Source organism: Micromonospora sp. WMMD730, from assembly GCF_049178955.1.
GTDB lineage: Bacteria > Actinomycetota > Actinomycetes > Mycobacteriales > Micromonosporaceae > Micromonospora > Micromonospora wenchangensis.
This window is the reverse complement of the sequence record NZ_JBMHML010000002.1, coordinates 2,624,960-2,651,278: the sequence shown is the minus strand read 5'-3', so window position 1 is coordinate 2,651,278 and position 26,319 is coordinate 2,624,960. Positions and strand designations below refer to the sequence as shown.

The following is a 26,319-nucleotide window of genomic DNA, read 5'->3' as shown; positions in this document are numbered from 1 at the left end:
GGGGCCGGTCACCGGTACGCCCTGGCCTGGAGCTCGAACATCTCGGCGTACCGACCCCCGGCGGCGAGCAGGTCGGCGTGGCTGCCGGCCTCGGCGACACCGCCGTCGGCGAGCACCACGATCAGGTCGGCCAGTTGCACGGTGGAGAACCGGTGGGACACGAACACGCTGACCGCGCCGGTCCGGGCGGCCACCTCCCGGGCCTGCTCGCGGTAGCGGGCGAACAACGCGTACTCGGCCTCCGCGTCGAGCGCGGCGGTCGGCTCGTCCAGCACCACCAGCAGCGGGTCGTCGCGCATGAACGCCCGGCCGAGGGCGAGCTTCTGCCACTGGCCGCCGGACAGCTCCGCCCCGTCGGTGTGGCTGCGGCCCAGCGGGGTGTCGAGTCCCTCGTCGAGCTGCCCGACCAGGTCGTCGGCGCCGGCCCGGCCCAGCGCCGTGCGTACCGCCTGGTCGTCGTCGCGGCGGGGCAGGTCGCCGACGCCCACGGCCTGGCGGGCCGGCAGCTCGAAGCGGACGAAGTCCTGGAAGCCGGCGGCGATCCGCTCGCGCCAGCCCGGCATGGACAGCGCGGCCAACTCGACGCCGTCGACGAGGATCCGGCCGGACGTCGGCGTCAGCAGGCCGCAGAGCAGCTTGACCACTGTGGTCTTGCCGGCGCCGTTCTCGCCGACCACGGCGACCGTGGCACCGGCCGGCAGGTGCAGGTCGAGACCGGTGACCACCGGTTCCGCGCCGCCGGGGTAGCGCAGGGTGACCCCGGCCAGCCGGATACCCTCCCGCAGCCGGGCCGGTGGCGCACCGGCGGCGACAGACCCGAAAGCGGCTGTCGACCCGACGCCGGCATCCGACCCGAGAGCGTCAGCCGGCCCGACACCGACGGTCGGCCCGACGGCGGTGTGACCGGGCGTCGGGTCGGCGGGCGTCGGGTGCCGGTCGGCGGCGCGGACCAGGTCGTGCACCTCGTCGAGCCGGCGGTAGACGCTGCGCAGCCGCTGGAGGTCCTGCAACACCCCGACCGCCGCGGCGACCTGCTGGTTGACCTGGGCGGCGATGGTGACGACCAGGACGACGTCACCCACCCCGCGCCGGCCGGCGACGGCGTCGCGCAGGATCAGCAGCACCGCCAGCACGTATCCGGCGGCGAACGCCAACTGCCCGGTCATCCGGACCAGGCTCGCCACCAGCTGGGCCCGCCACAACCGTCGGGTGGCGTCCTGCCAGTGGCCGCGGTGACGCCGTCGCACCTCCCCGGTGAGCCCGAAGACGCGCAGTTCCTTGCCGGCGGCGGCGTCGGTGGCCAGCCCGAACAGCCCTGACGCCCGGCGGGTGGACTCGGCACCGGCCTCCCGGGCCCGGTTCACCATCCGCTCCGCCCACCGGCCGGCCAGCAACGGCGGCACGGCAGCCAACGGCAACAGCAACAACAGCGGATGGAGTACGGCCAGCAGCACCGTCGTCAACGTCATCGCCACGGCCAGGCCGACGCCGGTCAGCACGGCCTGCAGGCCGACCCGGAGCTGCTCGACGTCCTCCTCCAGCACGGTGATCTTGTCGGCGAACGCGGACCGTTCGAAGTGCGCCATCCCCGGCGTGCCGTTGGTGGCGTCCATCAACTCCTGGTGCACGTGCAGGACGTCGAGTTCGGCGAGTTCGAAGTAGGCGATGTGGGCGAAGTGGCCGAGGGTCAGCCCGGCGATCAGGCCGAGCGCCACGCCCACCCCGGCGAGGCTCGCGGCGACGGGCCGGCCGGCCGTGACGGCGTCGAAGAGCACCCGCAGCAGCACCGCCACCAGCGGCCACGCCACCGCGCCCGCGACGACCAGGACCAGTGCGGTGAGCGCCTTGCGCCGGTCCTGCCGCAGCGACGTACGCCACAGCGCCCAGCCGGCGGAGAGCAGGCCCCGGTTCACCTGACGCTCCGCGTCGACCCGACGTCCACCGCGCCGCCGTCCGGACCGTCGACCGGCGCACCGGTGCCGGGATCACCCGCCGGCGGGCCGGCGTCGGGATGGCCGGTCGGCGGGCCGGCGTCGGGACGGTCGGCCGGCGGGGTGTCGGCGGCGGGGGTGGCGAAGCGTTCCGCCTGGAGGGTGAACAGCCGGGCGTACCGGCCGCCCCGGTCGAGCAGTTCCGCGTGCGAACCCTGCTCGACCACCCGCCCCTCGGCCAGCACGACGATGTGGTCCGCCCGGCGGACGGTGGCGAACCGGTGCGAGATCAGGATCGTGGTGACCCCCGTGGTGGCGGCGATGATCTCGTCGAAGAACCGGGCCTCGGCCCGGACGTCCAGGCTGGCCGTCGGCTCGTCGAGGACCAGCACCGACGCGCCGTGCCGGATGGCGAACAGCGCCCGCGCGATGGCCACCCGCTGCCACTGCCCGCCGGACAGGTCCACCCCGTCGCGCAGCTGCCCGCTCAGCGGGGTGTCCAGCCCACGCGGCAGCGCGTCGAGGGTGGCCAGGATGCCGGCGGCCTCGGCGGCGGCCCGGATGCCGTCCCGGTCGTCGGCGTGCCGGATCGCCCCCAGCGCGATGTTGTCCGCCGCGCTCGTGGCGTACCGCAGGTAGTCCTGGAAGATGACGGCGAGGTCACGTCGCCAGCGGGCCGTGGGAAGCTCGTCGATCGGCCGGCCGCCGACGGTGATCCGGCCCGCGTCCGGCAGCGCCAGCCGGGCCAACAGCTTGACCAGCGTCGTCTTGCCCGCGCCGTTGAGGCCGACGATGGCGGTGCACGCCCCCGCCGGCAGGGTGAGATCCAGGTCGGTGAAGACCGGCGTCGCACGGTGCGGGTAGCGGAACGACACCCCCTCGAAGCGGATGTCCGCCGCCGGGGCGTGCTCCACGGCCGGGGCCGGGGCCGGGGCGGCGTCGGTCGGGTCGTCGGTCGGGCCGTCCCCGGGGGACGTCCGGTCGCGCATCCCGGCCCGGAACTCGCCGACGGCCCGGTAGGCGTTCATGCCGAACTGGGTCTGCACGTCGGCCTCGGGATAGAACTCGCCGAGCTGCACCGCCGCCAGCACCGCCTGGATCACCAGCGCCAGTTGGGTCAGCCCCACCCGGCCCTGCCCGCCGGCCAGCCCCAACGCGGCGAGCACCGCCACGAGCACCGTCAGGCCGACGGCGGTGTAGAGGAAGTACGGTCGCAGGTAGACCCGCCGCCGCTGCACCCACACCGGACGCATCCAGTCCAGGTACGCCTGCCGGTACTGCTCGCGCAGCCACGGCAGCAGACCGAAGACGCGGATCTCCTTGGCGGCCGGCCGGCCCATCGCCACGCCCCGGAAGTAGGTCAACCGGCGGACCCGGGCCACGATCGCCCCGTAGATCGCCGCGTAGCGGCGCAGGCCGCCGCGTTGACCGTGGCGGAACGCGAGCACGGCGACCAGCAGGCCGAACCCCGCCGCCCAGGCGAAGGCGGCCCCGACGACCACCGCGTACCCGAGGAGCTGCCCGTAGCGGGCGAGCAGTGCCAGCATCCCGGCACCCGCCGCACCCGGGCTCTGGATGCCGTGCTCGACCTCGCGGGACGCCTCGGTGAGCTGTTCGAGCAGCGCCTGATCCTCCAGCGGGGTGGTGCTGGTGCTGCCCAGCGCGGCCGCCATCAGCTCGTCGGCCACCGCGCCGTCGATCCGACGCTGCACCAGCAGGCCCGTGGTGACCTGGAGCTGGGCCAGCAACTGCTGGGCGCTGAGCGCCCCGGCGGCCACCACGAAGGCGGTCACCAGGTGCCCGAAGGCCGGCGACTCGACGCCGTCGCGGACCGCCTGCGGCAGCCAGCCGATCATCCGGCTCGTCGCGACGACGAACACCACCGGCGCGGCGGCGAGCAGCAGGTTGACCAGCACGGCGGCGGCCACCGCCGGAACGCCCGCCCGGGGCAGCAGGGTGACGATGCGCCACCGGTCCACGGCGGTCCGGCGGACCACCCCGGCCACGGAGCCGGCCGTCGTCGCGTCGTCGGTCATGCCGGCTCCCCCACCCGCTGGGTCCGTACGGCCCGCTGGAACGCCAGCGCCGCGTCGTGTCCCTCGGCGAACGCCCGGACCGCGTCCAGCCCGCTGGTGTCCCGGGCCCCGCCGACCACCCGGTGCCACACCCCGGCCCGGCGTACGGTGCGCACCAGGTCGTCGGCGGGCAGTTGACCGGCGGCGACCACCACCGTGTCGGCGGGCACCGACCGGTCCGCTCCGGTGCCGTCGACCAGGCGTACGGCGTCGGGGTCGACGCGCAGGTCCCGCACGCCCGGCACCACCTGGACCGCTCGGCGGCGCAACTCGGCCAGCACCGCCCAGCGGGTGGAGCGGCCCATCCGGGGGCCGAGCCGTTCGCCGCGCAGCAGGACGGTGACCTGCCGGTCCGGACGCTGGCTGGCCAGGTGGGCGAGATCCACGGCGATGCCGCCGCCGCCGATCACGACGACCCGCCGCCCGAGCGCGTCGTCGGCGAAGGCCGAGCCGTAGTCGCGGACGTGCGGCAGCCCGTCGCCGGGCAGGTCGATGCGGCGCGGCAGCACCCCGGTGGCGACGATCACCCCGTCGTGGCGGCGCAGCAGCTCCTCGTCGGCGTCGGTGATCCGCCGTCCGGTGTGCAGTTGCGCGCCGAGCCGGGTCAGTTCGGCGGTGAGGAACCGGATGGTCTCGGCGTAGTCGGCCTTGCCCGGCACCCGGCAGGCCAGCCGGAACTGTCCGCCGGGCTCCCCGTCGGCCTCGTAGACGGTGACCCGGTGCCCGGCCAGGGCCAGGTCGTGGGCGGCCCGCAGCCCGGCGGGGCCGGCACCGACCACGGCCACCGTCCGTGGCCCGTGCACCGGCGTCGATCCGGCCCGCACCGCCGGGTCGACGTGCGGTGCCGACCCGGACGGCGTCGCCGGGTCGGCCTCCCGGCCGACGAGCGGGTTGACCATGCAGGACACCGCGGCCCCCACCAGCGACCTGTCGATGCAGGCCTGGTTGCAGGCCACGCAGACGTTCACCGGCCGGCCGTGGCGGCTCCGCGTCACCAGGGCCGGGTCGGCCAGGAACGGCCGGGCCATCGAGACCAGGTCCAGCGGGGTGCCGGCGAGGACCGCCTCGGCCTGGGCGAGCCGGTTGATCCGGTTGCTGGCCAGCACGGGCAGCGCGCCCACCGCGGCCTTGACCGCCGCCGCGACCGGCACCCAGTGCCCCGGCGGAACCAGCGCCTGCACCGTCGGCACCGGCGACTCGTGCCAGCCGACCCCGACGTTGAGCGCGTCGGCCCCGGCGGCGGCCAGGGCGCGGGCGTACGCCGTCACGGTGTCCCGGTCGGTGCCGCCGGGCAGCAGGTCGTCGCCGGTCATCCGCATCACGACCGGGAAGTCGGGGCCCACGGCGGCCCGGACCGCCGCCACCACGGCCACCCCGAACCGCATCCGGCGCTGCGGGTCGCCACCCCACTCGTCGTCGCGCCGGTTGGTCAGCGGGGAGAGGAACTGGTCGATCAGGTACCCCTCGGAGCCCATGATCTCCACGGCGCTGAACCCGAGGTCACGGGCGTGCGCCGCGCCCCGGGCGAAGTCCCCGACGATCCGGGTGACCGCGTCGGCGGGCAGCGCGGCCGGGGTGAGCCGGGAGAGCGGGCTGGGCACCGCCGACGGGGCGACCGGATGCGGGCCGCCGGTGGCCGGTCGGGCGTACCGGCCGGCGTGGAAGAGCTGGAGGGCGAGCAGGCCGCCGGCCGCGCCGACCTCCCCCGCGACCCGGCGCAGCCGGTCCCGGAAGGCGGTGTCGTCGAGCACCCCGGAGCTCGGCACGTCGACGCCGGCCGGGCTGACCGCCGCGCCACCGGTGACCATCAGCCCGGCACCGCCGCGTACCCGGGCCAGGTAGAACGCGGCCAGCGTCCGACCGCCGTCGTCCCGTTGGTCCCAGCCCAGGTGCATCGCCCCCATCACGATCCGGTGCGGCAGCACCAGCCGACCGATCCGGCCGGGCCGCAGCACCCTGTCCAGTCCGGCCGTCATGCCAGCGGACCACTCAGATCCCGGCTGAACGGCGGCGAGACGATCGACAGGCCACCGTCGACCACCAGGGTCTGCCCGGTGACGTACTCGGCGGCCGGGGAGAGCAGGAAGGCGATCACGTCGGCGACCTCCTGGGCGGTGCCCATCCGCTGCTTGGGGATCAGCGGCAGCACGCCGGACAGCGGGGCCATGCCGGGCACGTCGTAGAAGTAGCCGGACGACTCGGTCTCGATGATGCCGCCGTTGACGGCGTTGACGTTGATGCCCCGGTCGGCGAACTCGACGGCCATGTACCGCACCCATGACTCGATCGCCGCCTTGGCCGCGCCCAGGTTCGCGTACGTCGGGTAGGCGCGGATGCTGCCGTAGCTGGACAGCGCGACGATCCGGCCGCCGTCGGGCATCAGCCGCACCGCCTGCTGCGCGCCGAGCACGAACGAGCGCATGTTCATCGCGTACGACCGGTCGAGGTGGTGCGGCTTGAGGTCCATGATGTTCTTGAAGGAGCTGGCCGCCGCGTTGCACACGAAGTAGTCGAGGGTGCCGAACTCCTGCGCGGCCACCGCGAAGAGCCGTTCGATCTCCTCGGGTTGCTCCATGTCGGCGGCCACGGTGACGGCCCGCCCGCCGAGCTGCGTGATCTCCTTGCGGACCTGCTCGGCCAGTTCGGCGTTCTTCTTGTAGTTGACCACCACCGAGCCGCCGCCCCGGGCCAGGGTGAGCGCCAGCGCCCGGCCGATGCCCCGGGAGCTGCCGGTGATCAGCGCGGTGCGGTCCTGGAAGGCGGTCACCGGCCGGCCGCCAGGATCTCCCGGGCGATCACGGTCTTCTGGATCTCGTTGGTGCCCTCCTCGAAGCGCTGCGCGCGGGCGTCGCGGTAGACCCGTTCGATGGTGCTGCCCTCCCAGTAGCCGATGCCGCCGTGCGCCTGCAACGCCTTGTCGGTGACCCGGGTCAGCATGTCCACCGCGACCAGCTTGGCCATCGAGGACAGCGCCCCGGCGTCGTCCTGGCCCGTCTCCCAGCGGCGGGCGGCGTGCAGGGTGAGCTGCCGGGCGGCCTCGATGTCGGCGGCGTTCTCGGCGAGCGCGAACGCCACCGCCTGCCGGGCGGTCAGCGGTTTGCCGAAGGTGACCCGGTTGCGGGCGTGCTCGACCGCCAGCTCCTGCGCCCGGCGGGCCAGCCCCACGCAGGTCATCGCCACGCCGATCCGGCTCGGGGTGAGGAAGCCGCCGAGCGCGACGGCCAGTCCGTCGCCCTCCTCGCCGAGCCGGTTGGCCACCGGCACCGGTGCCCGGTCGAAGATCAGGTGCGCGTGGTCGGTGCCGCGTACGCCCATGGTGTCGGGCATCGGTTCGACCCGGACGCCTTCGACGTGCCGGTCGACCATCAGCGCCACCGTGCCGTCCTTGCCGGTGCTGCCGTCGAGCCGGGCGAACAGCAGCCAGTAGTCGCAGCTCACCCCGAAGGTGATCAGGTGCTTCTCGCCGCTGAGCAGGTAGGTGTCGCCGTCGCGTACCACGCTGGCGCGCAGGTCGGCCCCGGTGCCGGCGGTCGGTTCGGTGAGCGTGAACGCGACCCGCAGGTCCCCGGCGACCTGCGGCAGCACGAACTTCTTGCGCTGCTCGTCGGAGGCGAACTGGTCGATGGAGCGCCACACCCCGTTGCAGACGTGCACGATCATCCGCAGCGACGCGTGCGACATCGAGAACAGTTCGAGCAGGTGCAGGTACTGGGTGAAGGACAGGCCGGCCCCGCCGTAGTCGACCGGCGCGGCGAGCCGCAGGTAGCCCCGGTCGCGCAGGTCCGTCCAGAGTTGCGCGGGGACGCTGCGGTCGCGTTCGATCGCCGCCGCGTAGTCCTCGCCGGGGCCCCGGACGAACGCCTCGACCTCGCGGGCCAACGTCGCGAACGACGTGCCATCGGCCTGGGTCACTCTGCCTCCTCGCCGATCGTTGCGCTGATCTGGTCACGCAACACGAACTTCTGCACCTTGCCGACCACGTTGCGGGGCAGCGCGGCCACCGTCTCCAGCCGCTCGGGCCAGTACTGCTTGGCGACCTTGTGGCCGTCGAGGAACCGCTGCATCCCGGCGAAGGTGAACTCCGCCCGGGTCACCACGAACGCGCAGGCCCGCTCGCCGAGGCGCGGGTCGGGCATCGCCACGATCGCCACCTCGCGGACGGCGGGGTGGGTGTGCAGCAGCTGCTCCATCTCCGCCACCGGGATCTTCTCGCCGCCCCGGTTGATCACGTCGGTCACCCGGCCGGTGATCCGCAGGTAGCCGGCGTCGTCGATGGTGGCCAGGTCACCGCTGCGGTACCAGCCGTCCGGGGTGAGCGCCGCCGCGGTCAGGTCCGGGCGGTCGAGGTAGCCGGCGAACAGGCAGTCCCCGGCGACCTCGAAGTTGCCCTCCACGCCGGGACCGAGCGGGTTGCCGGCGTCGTCGGTCACCCTGATCCGGATCCCCTCCAGTGCCCGCCCGTCGGTGCCCCAGGCGTGCGCGGGCGCGTCGGTCGGCGCGGAGAGAGTGCCGAGGCACGATTCGGTGGAGCCCCAGGCCCCGCAGACCGCCGCGCCGAGGGTGCGGGTGGCGTGCTCGGCGAGGTTGCGGGGCACCGCCGCGCCGGTGGCGACGAAGACCCGTAGCGCCGGTGGCGGCTGCCCGCCCGTCTCCACGGCCTCGACGAGGTCGGCGAGGAAGGGGGTGGCCGCCTGGACGAAGGTGGCCCGGGTGTGGTGCAACGTCTCCAGGGCGGTCCGGCCGTCCCAGATCGGTTGCAGCACGACGGGTGCGCCGATGGTGAAGCCCAGCCACATGCCGTAGAGGAAGCCGGTCTGGTGGGCCAGCGGTGACGGGATGAACAGCCGGTCGGCGGCGGTCAGGCCGAGGTGCCGGGCCTGCATGGCGGCGGCCCGGGTCAGTGTGTCGGCGCGGTGCAGCACGCCTTTCGGCTCACCCGACGTGCCGGAGGTGAACATCAGCTGGGCCAGTGCCGCCGGGTCGGGCCGGCCGGTGGCCGGTGCGGCGTCGTCGGGACGCTGTCGGGCCAGCGCCGGGCCGAACCACTGCCAGCGTGGGCCGGCGGTGTCCGCCGGCAGTCCGGCGGCGTCGGCCGGTGCGGCGGTGCCGTCCGGCGTGGCGGTGCCGTCCGGCGTGGCGGTGCCGTCCGGCGTGGCGGTGCCGTCCGGCGTGGCGGTGCCGTCCGGCGTGGGGGTGCCGTCCGAGGTGGCGGTGCCGTCCGAGATGGTGTGGCTGGCGACGACGAGGACGTGGGCCACGCCCGGGGCGTCCGGGCCGGTCAGCATCGCCGCGGTCTCGGCCAGGTGCGCGCGGCCCCGGAACCGGTCGGGGATCACCAGCACCCGGGCCCGGGAGCGGCGCAGCAGCCGGCTCACCTCGCGTTCCCGGAAGAACGGCATCAGCGGGCAGCAGACCGCCCCGATCCGGGTGGCGGCCAGCGTGAGCACCACGAACTCCGACCAGTTGGGCAACTGCCAGGCGACCACGTCGCCGGGGCCCACGCCCAGCTCCCGCAGCAGCGACGCGGCCCGGTCGGCGGCCCGGTCCAGGTCGCGCCAGCTCAGCGTGGCGCCGGCCCGGCCGGGCGAGGCCGCCTCGACCACGGCCTCGTCGTCGCCGCGCGTGTCGGCGTGCCGACGGACCAGTTCGGCCACCGGGATGGCGGCCAGCTCGGCAGGCGTCGGCAGGGCGGCCGTCGGCACGGACGGTCCGGCGGAGCGGGCGGGCGACGAACGGGTGACCGGCGCGCCGGCCGTACGTCGACCGGCGGGCGGGAGGTCGGCGGGTGCCGGGTCGGCGGGGCGGGGCAGGCGGCGGGCGCGGGCCCGGTCGACCGACATGTTGAGGCCGACGCCGTTCATCTGGTCGAGGAACTGCGGGAAGGAGATCCGGTGGGCGTTCGGATAGGTCAGCCGGCTCTCGCCGGTGGCCCGGGAGGCGGCCACCGCCAGCGCCATCAGCACCCGGTGGTCGTTGAACGAGGACAGGTCGGCCTCCCGCAACTGGCCGACGCCCTCGCAGAGGAGCCGGTCGCCGTCGAGCCGCAGCCGGCCGCCCATCCGGTTGAGTTGCAGCATCGCCGTCACCCGGTCGGACTCCTTGAGCCGTACGTGGGCCACGTGGTCGAGCACGGTGGTGCCGTGCGCGTGGGAGCCGAGGACGCTGAGCACCGGCAGCATGTCGGGCACCGCGCGGCAGTCCACCCGCACCGGGGCCAGCCGCAGCCCGTCGTGGCGCACCCTGATCCAGCCGGTCGCCGGGTCGCGGGTCAGCGGCACGCCCATCGTGGTGAGGCTGTCCAGCAGGTGCGCCTCCGGATGGTCCAGCTCCCCGGTGGGGACCGCCGGCAGCCCCCGGAACAGCACGTCGGACGGGTGCAGGGCGGTCGCGGCCAGGCCGAACGCGGCGGCGCCGACGTCCGGCGGCAGCCGTACCACCGCCGGGGTGGGCCGCTGGCCGGGCTCGATGTCGTACCGGCGGCCGTCCGCGCTGACCTGCACGTGCAGGCCGAACTGGCGCATCATCGCCACCGTGAGGTCGACGTAGGACCGCTCGTTGAACTCGCCCACCACCTCGACCACGGTGTGGCCGGTGGCGAACGGGCTCACCAGCAGCAGGCTGGAGATCCACTGGGAGAGCGTGCCGGGAATCCGCACCCGGCCCCCGGTCGGCGGGTGGGCGGCGACCCGGATCGGCAGTAGGCCGCCGGTGGAGGTGATCTGCACGCCGATGCCCGCGAGGGCGTCGAGCAGCGGGCGGATCGGCCGCCGCCGGAAGTACTTCTGCCCGGTGATGCCGACCGGGGTCTCGGCCAGGGCGGCGAGCCCGGTCAGGAAGTAGAGCGTGGTGCCCGAGCTGCCGACCGAGACCTCTGGACGTACCGGCCGGTACCGGCCGCCACGGACCACGAACGCGTCGCCCTCGACGGTGACGGCCGTGCCGAGGTCCCGCAGCGCCCGGATGGTGTGCTGCACGTGGCCCGCGTGGCAGGCGCCGTGGATGCGACTGGTCCCGTCGGCCAGCGACGCGAGCATCAGCGCCCGGTGCGCGTGGTACTTCGACGCCGGGACGTCGAACTCGCCCACGAGTGGCTCGGCCGTGCCCTTGATGACGAGACGCACAGTCCCTCCCCGCAGTGTGTGTCAGCCGGCGGTGTCTGGTGGCGACGGTGTCGCCGGAGCTGGGCCCGACTCCGGTCCCGCAGCGGGGCCCGGGGCGGCAGCGGGGCCGGGGGCCGGGACGCCGCCGAAGACGGCGTGCATGCCGCCGTCGGCGTGCACCACCTGCCCGGTGGTGTACCGGGACAGGTCCGACAGCAGGAACAGCACCGCCCCGACCACCCGGGCCGGGTCGGCCCGGTCCCAGCCCAGCGGTGCCCACCGCTCGTACTGGTCGGCCAGGGCGGAGAAGGTGCGCACCCCGCGCGCCGACACGGTCTCGACCGGCCCGGCGGCGACCAGGTTGACCCTGATCCCGGCCGGGCCGAGGTGCAGCGCCAGGTAGCGGCAGACCGCCTCCAGCGCCGACTTGTAGACTCCCATCCACCCGTATCCGGGCAGCGCCCGGGTCGAGTCGACGGTCAGCCCGACCACCGCGCCGCCGCCGGGGGCCCGGCTCAGCAGCGGCGACAGCGCGGAGGTGAGCTGCTGCAACGAGTACGCCGACGCGCGGAACCCGTCGAGCACCCCGTCGGCCCCGGCGGTGGCGAACCCGGCCCCCAACGCGTCCGGCGGGGCGGCGGCGATGCTGTGCAGCACCCCGTCGAGCTGCCCCCAGCGGCTGCCGATCGCCTCGGCCAGCGCGTCGACGCTCGCGTCGGACATCACGTCCAGTTCGAGCACCTCGGGGCGGGACGGCAGCAGGTCGGCCACCCGGCGGGTGATCCGGCCGACCCGCCCGTACGAGGTCAGGATGACCTCGCAGCCCTCGCGTTGCAGGGCCGCCGCGACGTGCCAGGCGATGGACTCGTTGTTGAGGACCCCGGTGACCAGGTAGGTGCGCTTGTCCAGGCTCAGCGACGAGCTCAACTCGACGCGCCCGCCACGATCCGCTCGACGAGTTGACCGATGGTGACGTCCGCGAGTTCGCTGCGCGGGATCTCCACCCCGTACTCCTTGACGACCATGGCCATCAGGTCGGCGACGTCGAGCGAGTCGATGTCCAGCGCGTCGAACTTGGCGTCGGCGCTGATCGCGTCGTCCTCGACGCCGAGGTCGATCAGTTCGGCGCGCAGGCGCTCCTCGACGGCGGGGGCGGTGATCTCGGTCGATGGAGAAGACATCCGGGTGCTCCTTGTCTCGCAGGGGAATCGGTCAGGCCGTCAACGGGGCGCGGCGGGCGAAGTTGGTGTGGTGCCGCTGCGCCCAGTACCACTGACGCCAGTAGCTCTCGGCCAGCTCCAGCCAGGTCTCCAGCCGGCCGGTGTCGTCGAGGAACCGGTTCATGCTGACCAGCAGCCAGCTGTAGACGCCCTGGCTGTCCCGGCAGTCCGCGCAGTTGCCGGAGGTGCAGCAGAACTGGAGGGTCTGGTAGTCGGCGCCGTAGACGGCGAAGCCGTCCAGGACCGGGTTGCCGTTGCGGATCCGTTCGGCGTGGTCCGGGTGGTCCACGCTGATGCTGGGGCAGACGTCGTAGCCGAACTGGCCGTCCCAGTGGGTGCGGCCGGTGATCAGCGACTCGATGAAGTACGGGTGGCAGACCACCGTCTCCGGGTACGCCTGCTTGACCCGCAGCGCCTCGGCGAGGGTGCGCTGCTCGTTCTCGATCCGCAGGGCGTGGTCGCTGCCGTGGGCGGAGTAGAAGTTGAAGGTGACCTGGTTGCCGTTGTCCTGGATGGCCCGCACGGTCGGTTCGACGTACTGCAGGCCCTCCTCGGACAGGGCGTACACGAAGATCACCCGGGGGTCGTTTCGGTAGTGCCCGAGGGCGGTCTCGAAGAGGCCGGAGAACGACGAGCCGTTGACCCGGTAGCCGCGCAGCGCGTCGTCCAGCGGGCCGCCGCCGAACAGGCTGATGGCGACCGCGACCTGCTCGAAGCCGCTCATCGGCAGCGGCCGGATGCCGTTGGTGGAGATGGTCACGTACGGCAGCCGCTCGACGAACGGCACGACCCGGGGCAGGACCAGCGTCGGCTCGCCGCCGATCAGGGTCGCCTGGGTGACACCCTTGGCCACCAGCGAGTCCACGAACCGGGAGATCAACGCCGGGTCGGAGGTCTCCGGGACGGCCGCGTCGAAGCCGCCCTCGAAGTACCAGCACCCCTTGCACCGGATGTTGCAGGTGGTGGTGAGGTGCACCTCGGTCGCGCTGACCCGGCGGCCCATGTCCCGGACGACCTGCAACCGCGCGGCCAGGTCGGGTCGGTCGGCCAGCAGGGACGCCAGGCGGACCTTGGCCTCCCGCCGGGACAGCGGACGGGGATTGATCGCGATGGGGGTGGGCATGGGCGGGGCGTCCTCTCAGGTGGCCACGGCGGGGACGACGAGCCCCAGCGCGTGGATCCGGGGGATGACGGTGTTCTCCCACTGCTGCAACGCCTCACCGTTGGTGGTGCGTCGCAGGCCGTAGCGGACCGCCCGCTTGGACCGTTCGGACTCCGGGGTGCCGAACAGGTCGCGGAAGACCGGCCAGAGCCGGTCGAGCGCGGCCTGCAACTGCTCGCGGCCCTCGTCGGTGGCGGCGAGATTGCGGCAGACCCGGGCGCCGTGGGCGATGTGGATCTTCTCGTCCAGGATGATCGTCCGGACCGCGTCCGCCCACGGCTTGTAGCTGCCCTGGGCGAACTCCTTGATCATGATCAGGGCGCTCTCCTCGCCGATGTACGAGTAGATCCCCCGCTCGGCCCAGGTGGTGCACTGGTGCAGTCGCTTGTCGGCGAAGAGCCGACGCTCCTCGATGGACTGGGATTCCATGTGCGAGGTGTCGATGCCGATCTCGGCCAGCACCCGCTTACCGATCTTGTAGTGGTCGTACTCCTCGGCGGCCCGTTCCGCGCACACCTGACGCTCCTCGGCGTTGGGCGCCAGCGGCAGGAACATCATGGTGTAGTCGTCTCCGCCGGAGAGTTCACCCTCCGTGTTGATCATGATCTGGCTGATCAGCGCCTTCTGGTAAGCCCGGGGCATGCGCTTCAGCTCGTCGGGGGTACGTACCACCACTTCTTCGTCGTCAAAGATCTCCACCGGCATAACGCAGCTCGCCTCCTGTTGGCATTCACGCCCGCGAATTATGGAAAAAGGGACACCGACACTGGCGCGGTACGACGACGGACCCGCAGGTGCCCCCGGTGAACCGATCTCCTGGCAGACCCCCCGTTCCTCCTCGTCCGACACCGACGGTGACTCAGGTCAGGTTCGTGACCGCCAACCGCCGCACGTCCGACCGCTGGATCTTGCCGAGCGGGGTACGCGGAAAACTGTCGACCCCGAACTGCGCCAGCGGGACGAACCGGCGCGGCACCTTGAACGCGCTGAGCTGCTTGAGCAACAGCGCGCGCCAGTCGTCCTCCCGGGCGACCGCGCCGGGCAGCAGGGTGTAGACCAGCACCAGTTCCACCCCGGTCACCGGGTGCGGCAGCGCGGCGACCACCGCGTCGGCGATCCCGTCGAGCTGCGGCACGACGTTCTCGATCTCGGCCGGGTAGACGTTCTCGCCGCTGACGATGACCATGCTGTCCATCCGGTCCACGATGGTCAGCTCGCCACGCTCGTCGAGGTGGCCGAGGTCGCCGCTGCGCACCCAGCCGTCGACCAGCCGCCCGGCGGTGAGTTCCGGCGCGGCCTCGTACCGGGTGAAGATGCTCGGGCCGCTCAGCAGGACCTCCCCGCTCTCCCCCGGCGCGACGTCCCGCCCGTCTGCGTCGACGACCCGGACCCGGGCGAACGGCACCGGCAGGCCGGTGGTGCGCCGGTCCCCCGGCTGGCGGTCGCGGGGCTCCACCACGGTCAGCGAGGTCATCTCGGTCATCCCGTACACCTGGAACACCGGGATGCCGAAGGTGCTCTCGAACCGGTGGATCAGGTCGGGGCTGAGCGCCGAGCCGCCGGCGAGGACCCCCTTGAGCCGGCTGTCGGCCGGTCGCTGCGGCCGCTCGACCAGGTGCGCGAGGTAGGCGTTGACCACCAGGGTCCAGGTCGGGCGGTGCCGGTCCACGTAGTTCCAGAACCGGGCCAGCGCCACCTCCGAGCGGACACAGACCGTCCGCCCCCCGGACCACAGCGGGGTCAGCGTGGGCAGGCCCTGCCCGCCGACGTGCAGCATCGGGATGACGTTGAGGAAGACGTCGTCGCGGCCCGCGTCGGCCCACCGCACCATCGCCAGCGAATTGGCCAGCAGGGCCCGGTGGGACAGCACGACGCCCTTGGCCGCGCCGGTCGACCCCGAGGTGTAGACGATCTCGGCGTCGGCCGCCCCGCCGTCCGGGGGCGCGACCAGCTTCCCCCGGTGGGCGACGCCCCGGTCGAGGACCGCGGTGAGGAACCCCTCCGCGTCGTCCACGGTCAGCCAGCGCCGGCCCGGCGACGCCTTCGCGGCGGTCGACGACGGGCCGAGCACCAGCGCGACGTCGGCGTGGGCGAGCAGGGTGTCCAACTCGGCCGGGCCGGACTTCGGGTTCAGCGGCACCAGCATCCGCCCGGCGGCGATGACGCCGAGGAACAGCAGCGCGGCCAGCGACGAGTTGTGCAGGACCACGGCCACCCGGCCGCCCGGCGGCACCCGGTGCTCGTCGAGCAGCGCCGCGCAGCCCCGGGTGAAGGTCAGCACGTCGGTGAAGCTGATCTGGCGGCCACCGGGTTCCGCCGGGAGCAGGTACGGGTCGTCCCCGTAGGCCGCCGCGGCCTGGGTGACGAGATCCAGCAGGTTCGCCGTGTCGGCGAGGTTCGGCTCGGCCAGCGGACTAGGCATGCGACTCGTCGCGGACGGCGGCGGATTCCACGACCGCGCAGAGCCGGTTGACCGTGGGAGTGTCGAAGATGACGTCGACCACGTCCACGCCGTACGCCGCCTCGACCCGGGTCACGATCTCCACCGCGCCCACCGAGTCCATGCCGAGTTCGACGAGGTCGTCGTCGGGACCGACGGTGGGTCGGTGGAGGACTTCGGCGCAGATCGACGTCATGTTCTCGTGCAGATCGGTCGTGGTCACTGAAGCGGTCCCCCCATGTCAGATCACCACACGGGCCACGGCAACGTTGCGGTAGCGGCCCCTTCCCCCAAGTCCGGGACTCGTCGGGACCATACTCAGTCCCGTCGTGAACCGTCCAGGGCAACCGTCCGAGCAATCGACCGTGACCGCTCCCACGATCGCGATGCGCCATTAGTCCATGTCATATCCGGATAGGATCGTGGCATGGGGAAGGGGCGGCCGAAGGCCAGGCTGGTGCTCACCGACGAGGAACGGGAACAGCTCACGAAGGGGGCCCGCGCGGCCCACTCGACGCAGTCGTTCGCCATTCGCTGCCGAATCGTTTTGGCCTGCGCCGAGGGGGCCACGAATATCGAGGTCGCGACCCGGTTGAACGTTTCACCGGCGACGGTCGGGAAATGGCGTTCCCGGTTCGCCGCCGCGCGGCTGCCGGGGCTCGCCGACGACCCGCGTGCCGGCCGGCCCCGCTCGGTCCGGCCCGAGCAGGTGGACGGGGTGGTGGCGGCCACCCTCGACGCCACGCCGGCCCCGGCACGACGGTGGTCCCGGGCGTCGATGGCCGTCCACAGCGGTCTGTCGGCGTCCACGGTCGGCCGGATCTGGCGTCGGTTCGACCTGCGTCCCCACCTCCAGGACGGCCTCACCCTGGCCACCGACCCGGGGTTCGTCGCCACGGTGGTGGCCCTGGTCGGGCTCTACCGCCAGCCGCCGGGCCAGACCCTGGCGCTGTGCGCCGCACCCCGCGACGAGCGACCGGCGAGCGGCGACCCGGCCGGCCCGGCGTCGGCCCCGGACCGGGCACCGGCCGACGGACCACCGCCGGCGCACCGGCCGGTGATCGCCCCGCGCCGGCCGGAGCAGCTCGTGGCCGCCGGCGAGGCCACCCCGGACCGGCACCGGCGTGCCGGGGCGTACCGGCGGTTCCTGGTGGCGGTGGACCGGGCGGTGCCCGCCGACCTGGAGGTGCACCTGGTCGCCGACGATCCGGCGCTGCACGACGCCCCGGTGGTCCGGGGCTGGTTGACCCGACACCCCCGCTTCCGCCTGCACCTGCTGCCGGCGGGTGACGCCTGGGCCGGGCAGGTCCACCGCTGGTCGCGCCTGCTCGCCGACCGTGCTGCGGTGGCCGCCGGGCCGCCACCGGGCCACGCCGCAGGGCCGGTCGCCCGCAGCGCCGACAGCCCCGGACCCGGTGCCGGGCAGGCCACCGGTCAGACGGCGGCGCGCTGGGTGGCCGGCGCGGAGGAGATCCGCCGGGCGCGGGCCCGACATCATGAACGGACTTCGGGCGCATCGACATCGGTCGACTGACAGGCAGTCGGTCGCCCGCCCACCCCGACTACCGGCATGTGAGATGACGGAGTCGCATCGCGCCCCGGCCGGGAACCCCGGGACGCGGACGCGCCGCCCGACCGTGCGTCGGGCGGCGCGTCCGGCCGGCGGCTACCGGACCGCCGGCACCCGCAGCACGGCCACCTCGCCGACGTTGCCGGCCACGTCGACCGCGCGGTAGCGGACCCCGTGCGCCCGGTCGCCCAGCGGCACCGGCCCGGTCCAGGTGGTCCACTGGCCACCGTCGAGGCGGTACTCGACCCGGGCCACCCCGGAGTCGGCGTCCCGGCCGGTGACGACCAGCGCCCGGTCGACCAGCGTCGCCTCGGCGGTCGGGGCGACCCCGTCCACCTGCACCGACGTCGCCCAGGGTGTGCTCCAGAGCAGGTTGACCCCCTGCGCCCGGTACTCGATCGTGTGCCGGCCGGCGGGCAGGGCCACCGGCTCCCGGTACGGGAACCAGCCGCCCCCGTCGATCTGGTACTCCACCAGCCTGATCAGCTCGCCGTGGGCCAGGGTGAGCGCGGCGTTCGCGCCGTACCAGCCGTCGGCGCCGGGGTCGGTGATCCGCAGCCGGGGCTGCCCGCCCCGGTAGCGCAGCGGCTCCACCCCGGTCAGGGTGGGCACCACCGGTTCGATGGTGCCGTCGTCGGCGAAGTACAGCCGGTCGATGGTGGTCTCCCGGTGGGTGCCGTCGCCGCCCGGGATGGCGAACCGGTGGTACGCCACGTACCAGTCGTCGGTGCCGGGCACCTGGACGATCGAGTGGTGCCCGGTGCCCAGGATGCCCTGGGCCGGGTCCTTGGTGAGGATCTCCCCCTTGCTGGTGAACGGCCCGAGCGGGCTGCTGCCCGTCCCGTAGCCGACCCGGTAGTTCTCGCTGCCGGTGTCGTCGATCGACCAGGACAGGTAGTACACGCCGTTGCGCTTGTGCATGAACAGGCCCTCGCGGAAACCGGTGAGCCCGGTCAGCCGGACCCGCCGGGTGACGTCATAGGAGATCATGTCGTCGTTCAGCGGGACCACGTACGGGGTGCCGTTGCCCCAGTACAGGTAGCTCTTCCCGTCGTCGTCGGTGAACACCGCCGGGTCGATCTGCTGCGCGTTGCCGTAGTCGGCCTTGCTCACCAGGGGCCGGCCGAGCGGGTCGACGAACGGCCCGAGCGGCGAGTCGGCCACCGCGACGCCGATGTTCTGCTGCGCCGAGAAGTACAGGTAGTACTTCCCGTTCCTCTCGATGGCGGCCGGCGCCCAGGCGTTGGTGTCCGCCCAGCTGACGTCCGGCCCGAGGTCGAGGATGGTGTCGTGGGCGGTCCAGTCGACCAGGTTGCGGCTGGACCACACGGTGAACGTCGAGCTGCCCCAGCCGGGGAAGCCGTCGGTGGTGCCGTAGATGTAGTACGTGTCGCCGAACCGGACGATGTTCGGGTCGGCGTTGTACCCGGGCAGCACCGGGGTGTTCATCGGCACCGCCCGCACCGTCCAGGCCCGGCTGGCCCCGGCGGCGCTGGTGACGGTGACCGTCACCGGTCGGGTGTAGTTGCGCGGCCCGGCGGGCCTGACCGTCGAGGTGGGCGCGACCAGGTAGCGCGGGGCGAGCCTGGTCAGGTCGGTGCCCGGCCGGACCGGCAGGGTGATCGTGCCGCTGCCGGCGTCCACGATGGCCGGGACCCTGAGGCTGTCGAGTTCGACGGCGACGACGCTGGTGCCGTTGCTGCCCAACGCGGCCACCTCGGCGTCGCTGAGCGCCCGGTTGTAGAGGGAGAAGTCGCGGATGCGGCCCTTGAGGTAGCGGTCGCTGGCGTACTGGGAGCGGCCCAGGTAGTTGGCGGTGGTCCGGCCGCCGCCGATGTCACCGGGTGCGACGGTCAGCCCGGTCTTCTCGGCCACCCGCACCCCGTCCAGGTAGATCCGGGCGGTGCCGGCCCGGTTCAGGGTGTACGTCAGGGTCTTCCACACCCCCCGGGGCAACGCCCGGCCGCCGGTGACGGTCTGCTCGCCGGTCCAGTTGCCCAGGCTGATCGAGGTCCGGTAGTCGTTGCCGGTGGTGAACAGGTAGCCGTTGCCGACGCCTGCGGAGTCGGTGTTGCCGAGCCCCCAGAGGAAGTACGGGGTGGCCTGGTCGGCGGCGATGTTCACGTCCATCGACACGGTGATCTCGTCCAGCCCGGACATGATGTTGTCGGGCAGGTCGACGTGGCCGTTGGTGCCGCCGAGGGTCAGGCTGCCGGCATCCCAGCGGGCGTCGCCGGCCAGGGTGGCGTGGTGGCCGTTGCCGGAGTCGTCGGTGACCGTGCCGCCGGCTGCCTGGTCGAGCCGGTAGTGGGCCACCACCCCGTCGGCGTTAGCGTCCACCGGGGGCGGCGCGTCGGTCAGCGCGTCGAGTTCGGCGCGGGTGACCGGGATGACCGTGCCGTGCCGTGGGCTGGCCGGCAGCCGGTAGGACGTCGGCACCTTCCAGTTCGGCCTGGCCAGGTCGTCGGTGCCCAGCGGGATGTAGCCCCGGCCGCCGTACTCGTCGACGAACAGGTAGTACCGCGAGCCGGAGGTGTCGCCGGGGTTGGCCTTGAAGACGGTGGGTCCCTCCACGGCGGAGGTGCCGGCGTCGCGGCCGATGCACGAGTCGAGCATCGTCCACGACGGTCGGCCGGGCAGGTCGACGGCGGTCAGCGAGGGGGACCTCTCCTGGATGATGTCGGAGCAGCCGGTGCCGCCGCCGCCCTCGTCCTTGGTGAACCGGTAGTAGGTGTCGCCCTCGCGGATCATCGTGGAGTCGATCCGCGACTCGCCCCGGTCCTGCCAGATCGTCGCCGGGCTGAACGTGACGAAGTCGCGGGTGGTGGCGGCCAGCATCCGGTTGTACGTGTTGCCGGTGTGGTCCGGGTCGTTCTCGGCGAACAGCTTCGAGGCCCAGAAGACCAGGTACTCACCGCGTTCGGCGTCCCAGTACGCCTCCGGCGCCCAGGTGTTGCCGGCGGTGGGTGGGGAGACCTCGACATGGCGCTGCGCCGACCAGTTGACCAGGTCGGTGGACTCCCACACCTCCAGGTAGCGGCTGCCCCGGCGCTGGGCGGCGTCCCAGTCGCCGTTGCGGCCGATCGACAGGTCGGTGGCGATCAGGAAGAACCGGTCCCCCTCCGGGCTGCGGATCAGGAACGGGTCGCGCAGGCCCAACGTGCCGTGGGTCGACTCCAGTTTCGGCTGGCCGCCGTTGACCTCCGTCCACTGCAGGGCGTTGTTGCCCCGGCTGGCGGCGAAGTAGATCTTCTCCCCGGCGATCGAGTTGCCGGTGAAGTAGCTGAACGCGTAGCCGGCGTACGGCGCGGGGGCCGGCAGCTCACGGACGGTCAGCGTGATGGTCCGCTCGACGGTGGCGGCGCCGACGGTGACCGTGGCGGTCACCGGCACCGTCGTGTCGCCCGCGCCGTGCGCGGGACGACGCACCACACCGTCGGCGGCGACCACCTCAGGTCGGGCCGAGCGCCAGCGCACCGTCGCGTCGTACCGGCCGGTGGCGGGCATGGTCAGGTTGCCACGGACGTCCTCGGCGTGCACCAGGGTCAGGGCGGCGGCGGCCGCCTCGGCCCGGGTCTGGTCGGACTCACCGGGTTGCGCGACCACCGCGACCTCGGCGGCGGTGAGGGCGCGGTCGTAGATCCGGAAGTTCGCCACCCGTCCCTTGAGGAACCGGTCGGTGGCGTAGTTCGACCGGCCCAGGTTGTTGGCGGTGGTGACGCCGTTGCCGACCGCGCCGGGCGGCACGGTGACGGCGGTGTTGCGGGCCACCTGCACGCCGTCGGCGTAGAGGGTGCCGGTGGTGCCGGTCTGCGTGTAGACGACCGACTTCCACACCCCCCGGGCCAGGTTGCCGCCGGTGCCGGTGACCTTCTCGCCGGCCCAGTTGGTGGTGGTGATGCCGGCGCGGAAGGCGTCACCGCTGGCGAACAGGTAGCCGGTGCCGGCGGCGGAGGTGGCCGGGTTGCCCAGGCCCCAGAGGAAGTACGGGGTCTGCTGTGCCGGGTCGACCATGACGTCCAGGGCCACGGTGAGCGAGGAGCGGCCGGCCAGCAGGTTGTCGGGCAGTTTGACGTGGTCGTCGACGCCGTCGAGCAGCAGCCCGTCGGTGCCGGTCCAGGTGCCGCCGCCGACCAGGGTGCCGTCGTTGCCGCGGCCGGAGGTGTCGACGACGGTGGTGCCGGTGCGTTGGTCGAGGTCGTAGCGCAGGAGCAGACCGTCGGTGACGTCGTCGGCGGCGGCCGGGGCCGCGGTGGCGGGGGCCAGCGCGGCGAGGAGGGTGAGCACGGTGGCGGCGACGACCGTACGGGTGCGGCGGGGGGTGGGGTGGTGGTTCCGGGGAACTGCTGAGGGCATGGGGGGATTCCTCGGCGTCATGTGAGCGTTAACAGGCTGGAATTGTCAACGCAACAATCAGACGCCGTCAAGGATGCGCCGCCCGCCGATGCGCTGCGCACCCGCCCGCTCACCACCCGGGGGGCCGCCCCCGGGCCGCCGGGCTACTTGATCCGGCGGGTGGAGCGGGCCACGATGTCCGCGTACTCCGGGTGCCGGCCCAGCCAGTCGGCGAGGAACGGGCAGATCGGCACCACCGTACGGCCCCGGGCGCGGGCGTCGTCCATGACCGCGCGGGCCAGCGTCGAGCCGACGCCCCGCCCCTCGAACGCCGGGTCGACCTCGGTGTGCGTGTAGGCGATGATGGCACCGGTCAACTGGTAGGTGACCAGCCCGGCCAGCGCCCCGGTCTCGTCGCGCGCCTCGAACCGCTCCCGGTCCGGCACGTCCGTCACAGTCAGATCCACCGGACCATCCAAACACGCCCGAGGGCCGCCGGCCCGGCCGGGCGCGCAGCTCAGCGGGCGCGCCCCACCCGACGGGTGGGCGACCCGTCGACGACGGGGGCAGGGCCCACGATGCGTTAGAGTCCGGCCGCATGGACGGCACCACGCTGCGTACGCCCCGCCTGACCCTGCGCCCGGTGGGTGACGGCGACGTCGACCGCATCCTCGAGTACCGCAACCTGCCCGAGGTGACGTACTGGCTGCTGCGGACCGAGGTGGAGCCGGCGGCGTTCCGGGCGGCCTGGCGGCGCGCCGCCGACGACCCCGACGACCACAGCCGGGCGGTCGTCCTGGACGGCCTGGTGATCGGCACGGTCTCGCTCGACGTGCTGGACGGGATGGGGCAGCCGGGCATGCCGACCCGGACCGAGGCCCAGCTCGGCTACATCTTCGACCCGGCCCACGGCGGGCGGGGCTACGCCACCGAGGCGGTCGCCGCGATGGTGGCGTACGCGTTCACCCGGTTGGGCGTCCGCCGGATCACCGCCGGGTGCTTCGCCGACAACCTCGCCTCGGTGCGGGTGCTGGAGAAGGTCGGCATGCGCCGCGAGCAGCACGGCGTCGGCGACTCGTGGCACGCCGAACGGGGCTGGGTGGACGGCTACACCTACGCCCTGTGCGCCGGGGACCGGCCCCCGACGCCCCGGTAGGCAGGTCGGGCGGCACCGGTCACGGGACCTGCGGCGGCCGGGCCCGCTGCGGGTGGGGCGTCTCGTGGCGGGCCAGCATGGCGACGAACTCGGCGATCTTCCGCTCCCGGGTCTGCGCCCGTTTCACCGCGTTGAGCCGGTGCACGAGCGCGAACAGGTTGGTCCGGGTGAGCACGTCGAACATGGCCTGCGCGGCGGGGTCGGCGGCGACCGCGGCGAGCAGGTCGGCGGGCACCTCGACCTCCGACGGCGGGGCGTAGGCCGCGGCCCACCGTCCGTCCGCTTTGGCGGCCTCCACGGCGGCCCGGCCCGAGGGCTGCATCCGGCCCTGCTCCTCCAACCGGGCCACGTGGGCGACGTTGCGTTGCGACCAGATGCTGCGCGCCCGGCGGGGGGTGAACCTGATCCAGGAACTCTCCTGGTCCCGCTTGCGGGCCTGCCCGTCGATCCAGCCGAAGCACAGCCCCTCGTCGACCGCCTGCTGCCAGGTCAGGGTGGTGACCGTGCCGCCCTTGCGGGTCAGGGCGAGCCACACCCCGGGGGAGGTGTCGTGGTGGGCCGACAGCCAGGCGCGCAGCGCGTCCGCGTCGGGGACGACCAACTCATCCAGTTCCGCGCTCGCCATGACGGCAGGCTAGCCGCTACCGGTGACAATCCCGCCGGGGGCGCGGAGGCCGTCGACGAGGACGGCCAGCAGGCGCGACCCCCGGCTGTCCAGCTCGGTGTCGTCCAGTCGGGAGAGCCAGCTGATCAGGACGATGACGTCCCGGGCCTCGACGTCGGCGCGGATGCTGCCGGCCGAGCGGCCGGCGGCGAGCAGCAGTTCCACCGCTTCGCCGATCGGGCCGAGACTGTGCGCGGCGAGGTCACGCCAGGTCGCCGCCTCGACGGCGGCGAACACGTCCCGCTTGACCCGGGCGTAGGCGGCCACCCGGTCGAACCAGGCCGCCAACGCCGCCACCGGCGGGTGGGTGGCCAGCAGCTGCGGGGCCGCGGCGACCAGGTCGTCGACCTCGTGCCGGTACACCTCGACGAGCAGGTCCTCCCGGGTGGGGAAGTGCCGGTACAGGGTGCCCTGCCCGATGCCGCAGGCCTTCGCCACCGCGTTGAGTTTCAGCTCGCCCGGCTCGTGCACCAGGTCGCGGGCCGCGCGCAGGATGCGTTCGCGGTTGCGCCGCGCGTCGGCGCGGGCCGCCGCCGCGCCCTTGACAGAAGCGGACACGTGTCCGCTAAGCTCGTCGGGGTAACCGGACATGTGTCCACTCTACCCCGAGGAGAATCATGACCATCCCCGGAAAGGTCGTCGCGATCACCGGCGCCAGCAGCGGCATCGGCGCGGCGACCGCCCGCCACCTCGCCGCGCTCGGCGCGTCCGTCGTGCTCGGTGCCCGCCGCACCGACCGGCTCGACCGCCTGGTCGCCGAGATCGAGGGCTCCGGCGGCAGGGCGGTCGCCACCCGGGTGGACGTCACCGCCCCGGACGACCTGCGGTCCCTGGTCGCCCTCGCCGTGCAGCGGTTCGGGCGGCTGGACGTCCTGGTCGGCAACGCCGGGATCAGCAGGCTCGGCACCGTCGCCGAGCTGGACGTCGAGGGCTGGTCGGCGATGGTCGACGTGAACGTCAAGGGCGTCCTGCACGGGATCGCCGCCGCCCTGCCCGTCTTCACCCGCCAGGGCAGCGGTCACCTCGTCACGGTCGTCTCGACCTCCGGCCTGAAGATCGTTCCCACCCAGGCGGTGTACGCCGGGACGAAGAACGCGGTGCGCACCCTGCTGGAGGGCCTGCGGCAGGAGAGCACGAGCGGAGCGCTGCGGACGACCTCGATCTCCCCCGGTTACGTCCGTACCGAGTTCGTCGACCGGGCCATCGACGACCCCGCGGTACGCGCGGAGGCGCAGCGGACCATGGCCGACATCGGCCTCGACCCCGACGCGGTCGCCCGCGCGATCGCCTTCGCCGTCGACCAACCCGACGACGTCGAGATCGGCGACCTCACCATCCGACCGACCCGCCAGGGCTGACCGTGGCGGCGGCCCGGCCGGTCCCACCCGGGCATCCGGCGGAGCTACCGGCACTGCCACGTCGGCCGCGCCACGCGGCGACCCCGGCCGGGCTGTTCAGGCCACGAGCAGGCGCAGGCCCAGCTCCGCGGTGTCGCGACGCAGCAGGTCCCCGTTGCGCTGCGCCCACCGGCCCGACTCCAGGTCCTCCCGGAGCATCCCGACGGCCCGTCGTTCGGCCTGCGGCCCGACCCGGGTCCACACCGACACCGCGCGCCGCACCCGCTCGTCCAGGTACGCCTCCGGCCGTCGCCAGTACGCCTCGAACAGGCCGTCGGCGCAGTCCCACGGGACGTCCACCGGCTCGGCGCGCCCACCGATCGCGGCGGTCAGCTCGCCCAGCGGGGGCCAGTCGACCAGCAGGCCGGCGAACTCCGGCAGGTAGTCGCGGGTCAGCCAGAACCGTTCCCGCCAGCCGGCGCCGTCGGCGTCGTAGGTGAACACCACCACCCGCCGGGCCACCCGACGCATCTCCCGCAGCCCGGCGACCGGGTCCGGCCAGTGGTGGACGGTGCTGACCGCCATCGCCGCGTCGAAGGAGCCGTCGGCGAACGGCAGGTCCCCCGCGGCGGCGGCCACGCACGGCGCGGCGTCGGCCGGACGCAGCGCCCGCATCACCGCCGACGGCTCCACCGCCGTCACCGCACGGTCGCCGGGTTCGTAGGAGCCGGTGCCGGCCCCGACGTTCAGCACGGTCCGGGCGTCGCCCAACGCCGCCCAGATGCGGGCGGCGATCCGGGGGTCGGTGCGCCGGGTCGCCGGATAGGCGCTGCCGATGGTGTCGTACAACCGGCCGCCGAAGACCCGTAGCTGCTCCTCCGGGGTGGTGGCGATCCCCAGCGCCCGCGCATGCAACTCCCGGTCGATCGCCGCGACCAGGGCGGCGGCCCGGTCGCGCTGGTCGGTCAGCAGGCCGCGCAGCCGGCACAGGTGTGCGACGGGGTCGGTCGCCGGATCGTCCACCAGGTCCGCGATCTGCCGGAGTCCGAACCCGAGTCGCCGGTAGCCGAGCACCTCGCGCAGCCGCCGGACGTCGGCGGGCGAGTACGCGCGGTGTCCCGCCGCCGTCCGCGCGGACGGCGTCAGCAGGCCGATCTCGTCGTAGTGGTGCAGCGTCCGGACGGTGACCCCGGCCAGTTCCGCCACCCGTCCCACGGTCAGGTGTTCGTCCACGGCACCGACTATCTGCCCTCACGCCGCGTGAGGAGCAAGCACCCGCAACGGGTACGGCCGCCGCGGTGTCCGCGGCGGCCGTACGGGGTTGCTCCG

The 26,319-nt window shown here is 73.7% G+C and carries 20 protein-coding genes; 3 read left to right on the top strand and 17 right to left on the bottom strand.

Annotated features, from left to right (window positions below; all coding sequences use genetic code 11):
• Positions 1–8: 8 nt before the first annotated feature.
• From ACN265_RS11520 to ACN265_RS11465, 12 genes are all read right to left on the bottom strand, one after another.
• Positions 9–1,913: an ABC transporter ATP-binding protein gene (locus ACN265_RS11520; protein WP_421407337.1), complete on the bottom strand. Its 1,905-nt coding sequence runs from the start codon at positions 1,911–1,913 to the stop codon at positions 9–11.
• On the bottom strand, positions 1,910–3,967 hold the full coding sequence (locus ACN265_RS11515) for an ABC transporter ATP-binding protein (RefSeq protein ID WP_421407335.1): 2,058 nt from the start codon (positions 3,965–3,967) through the stop codon (positions 1,910–1,912). Before ACN265_RS11515 ends, ACN265_RS11520 begins: the two co-directional genes overlap by 4 nt.
• A complete protein-coding gene (locus ACN265_RS11510; protein WP_421407333.1) occupies positions 3,964–5,982 on the bottom strand; it encodes an FAD-dependent oxidoreductase in 2,019 nt (672 codons plus the stop codon). The genes ACN265_RS11515 and ACN265_RS11510 overlap by 4 nt, the downstream gene beginning before the upstream one ends.
• Positions 5,979–6,773 (bottom strand): SDR family oxidoreductase, encoded by a 795-nt coding sequence (locus ACN265_RS11505; RefSeq protein WP_204923096.1) that lies wholly within the window; start codon positions 6,771–6,773, stop codon positions 5,979–5,981. Before ACN265_RS11505 ends, ACN265_RS11510 begins: the two co-directional genes overlap by 4 nt.
• Positions 6,770–7,918, bottom strand: coding sequence for an acyl-CoA dehydrogenase family protein (locus tag ACN265_RS11500; RefSeq protein WP_421407331.1), 1,149 nt, complete (start codon positions 7,916–7,918; stop codon positions 6,770–6,772). The genes ACN265_RS11505 and ACN265_RS11500 overlap by 4 nt, the downstream gene beginning before the upstream one ends.
• Positions 7,915–11,127, bottom strand: coding sequence for a 3-phosphoshikimate 1-carboxyvinyltransferase (aroA, locus tag ACN265_RS11495; protein ID WP_421407328.1), 3,213 nt, complete (start codon positions 11,125–11,127; stop codon positions 7,915–7,917). Before aroA ends, ACN265_RS11500 begins: the two co-directional genes overlap by 4 nt.
• 21 nt (positions 11,128–11,148) lie before the next feature.
• Entirely contained in the window at positions 11,149–12,033 is an 885-nt protein-coding gene (locus ACN265_RS11490) for an SDR family oxidoreductase (RefSeq protein ID WP_377683007.1), read from the bottom strand.
• Complete coding sequence (locus ACN265_RS11485; protein WP_204923099.1) at positions 12,030–12,287, bottom strand: acyl carrier protein; 258 nt, start codon at positions 12,285–12,287, stop codon at positions 12,030–12,032. The genes ACN265_RS11490 and ACN265_RS11485 overlap by 4 nt, the downstream gene beginning before the upstream one ends.
• 31 nt (positions 12,288–12,318) lie before the next feature.
• Positions 12,319–13,449 (bottom strand): 4Fe-4S cluster-binding domain-containing protein, encoded by a 1,131-nt coding sequence (locus ACN265_RS11480; RefSeq protein WP_421407325.1) that lies wholly within the window; start codon positions 13,447–13,449, stop codon positions 12,319–12,321.
• Positions 13,450–13,464: 15 nt separating this feature from the next.
• Positions 13,465–14,187 (bottom strand): Phenylacetic acid catabolic protein, encoded by a 723-nt coding sequence (locus ACN265_RS11475; protein ID WP_204923101.1) that lies wholly within the window; start codon positions 14,185–14,187, stop codon positions 13,465–13,467.
• 160 nt (positions 14,188–14,347) lie between these two features.
• The gene (locus ACN265_RS11470) at positions 14,348–15,910 is read right to left on the bottom strand and encodes a class I adenylate-forming enzyme family protein (protein ID WP_421407323.1); all 1,563 of its coding nucleotides are present in this window, start codon (positions 15,908–15,910) and stop codon (positions 14,348–14,350) included.
• Positions 15,903–16,151 carry an acyl carrier protein gene (locus ACN265_RS11465; protein WP_204923103.1) on the bottom strand — a complete coding sequence of 83 codons (249 nt, stop codon included), beginning with the start codon at positions 16,149–16,151 and terminating at the stop codon, positions 15,903–15,905. The genes ACN265_RS11470 and ACN265_RS11465 overlap by 8 nt, the downstream gene beginning before the upstream one ends.
• A gap of 204 nt (positions 16,152–16,355) precedes the next feature.
• Here ACN265_RS11465 and ACN265_RS11460 point away from each other — a divergent pair, with 204 nt between their 5' ends.
• Complete coding sequence (locus ACN265_RS11460) at positions 16,356–17,462, top strand: IS630 family transposase (protein WP_421407321.1); 1,107 nt, start codon at positions 16,356–16,358, stop codon at positions 17,460–17,462.
• A 132-nt stretch (positions 17,463–17,594) separates the two neighbouring features.
• On the opposite strand, the gene ACN265_RS11455 is transcribed toward ACN265_RS11460, so the two are convergent.
• Together ACN265_RS11455 and ACN265_RS11450 are read right to left on the bottom strand one after the other, a co-directional pair.
• Positions 17,595–21,854, bottom strand: a complete 4,260-nt coding sequence (locus tag ACN265_RS11455; protein ID WP_421407319.1) for a family 43 glycosylhydrolase — start codon at positions 21,852–21,854, stop codon at positions 17,595–17,597.
• Between the two features lie 143 nt (positions 21,855–21,997).
• Positions 21,998–22,300, bottom strand: coding sequence for a GNAT family N-acetyltransferase (locus ACN265_RS11450; protein ID WP_204923106.1), 303 nt, complete (start codon positions 22,298–22,300; stop codon positions 21,998–22,000).
• 131 nt (positions 22,301–22,431) lie between these two features.
• Here ACN265_RS11450 and ACN265_RS11445 point away from each other — a divergent pair, with 131 nt between their 5' ends.
• A complete protein-coding gene (locus ACN265_RS11445; RefSeq protein WP_204923107.1) occupies positions 22,432–22,989 on the top strand; it encodes a GNAT family N-acetyltransferase in 558 nt (185 codons plus the stop codon).
• Between the two features lie 19 nt (positions 22,990–23,008).
• Here the strand turns inward: ACN265_RS11445 and ACN265_RS11440 are convergent, their stop codons facing one another.
• Both ACN265_RS11440 and ACN265_RS11435 read right to left on the bottom strand, forming a co-directional pair.
• Positions 23,009–23,614 carry a YdeI/OmpD-associated family protein gene (locus tag ACN265_RS11440; RefSeq protein ID WP_204923108.1) on the bottom strand — a complete coding sequence of 202 codons (606 nt, stop codon included), beginning with the start codon at positions 23,612–23,614 and terminating at the stop codon, positions 23,009–23,011.
• 9 nt (positions 23,615–23,623) lie between these two features.
• Complete coding sequence (locus ACN265_RS11435) at positions 23,624–24,244, bottom strand: TetR/AcrR family transcriptional regulator (protein WP_421407316.1); 621 nt, start codon at positions 24,242–24,244, stop codon at positions 23,624–23,626.
• Positions 24,245–24,270: 26 nt separating this feature from the next.
• Here ACN265_RS11435 and ACN265_RS11430 point away from each other — a divergent pair, with 26 nt between their 5' ends.
• Entirely contained in the window at positions 24,271–25,011 is a 741-nt protein-coding gene (locus tag ACN265_RS11430; RefSeq protein WP_421407314.1) for an SDR family oxidoreductase, read from the top strand.
• Positions 25,012–25,107: 96 nt separating this feature from the next.
• Here ACN265_RS11430 and ACN265_RS11425 read toward each other — a convergent pair whose 3' ends face one another.
• The gene (locus ACN265_RS11425; protein ID WP_421407312.1) at positions 25,108–26,223 is read right to left on the bottom strand and encodes a MerR family transcriptional regulator; all 1,116 of its coding nucleotides are present in this window, start codon (positions 26,221–26,223) and stop codon (positions 25,108–25,110) included.
• Between the last annotated feature and the right edge of the window lie 96 nt (positions 26,224–26,319).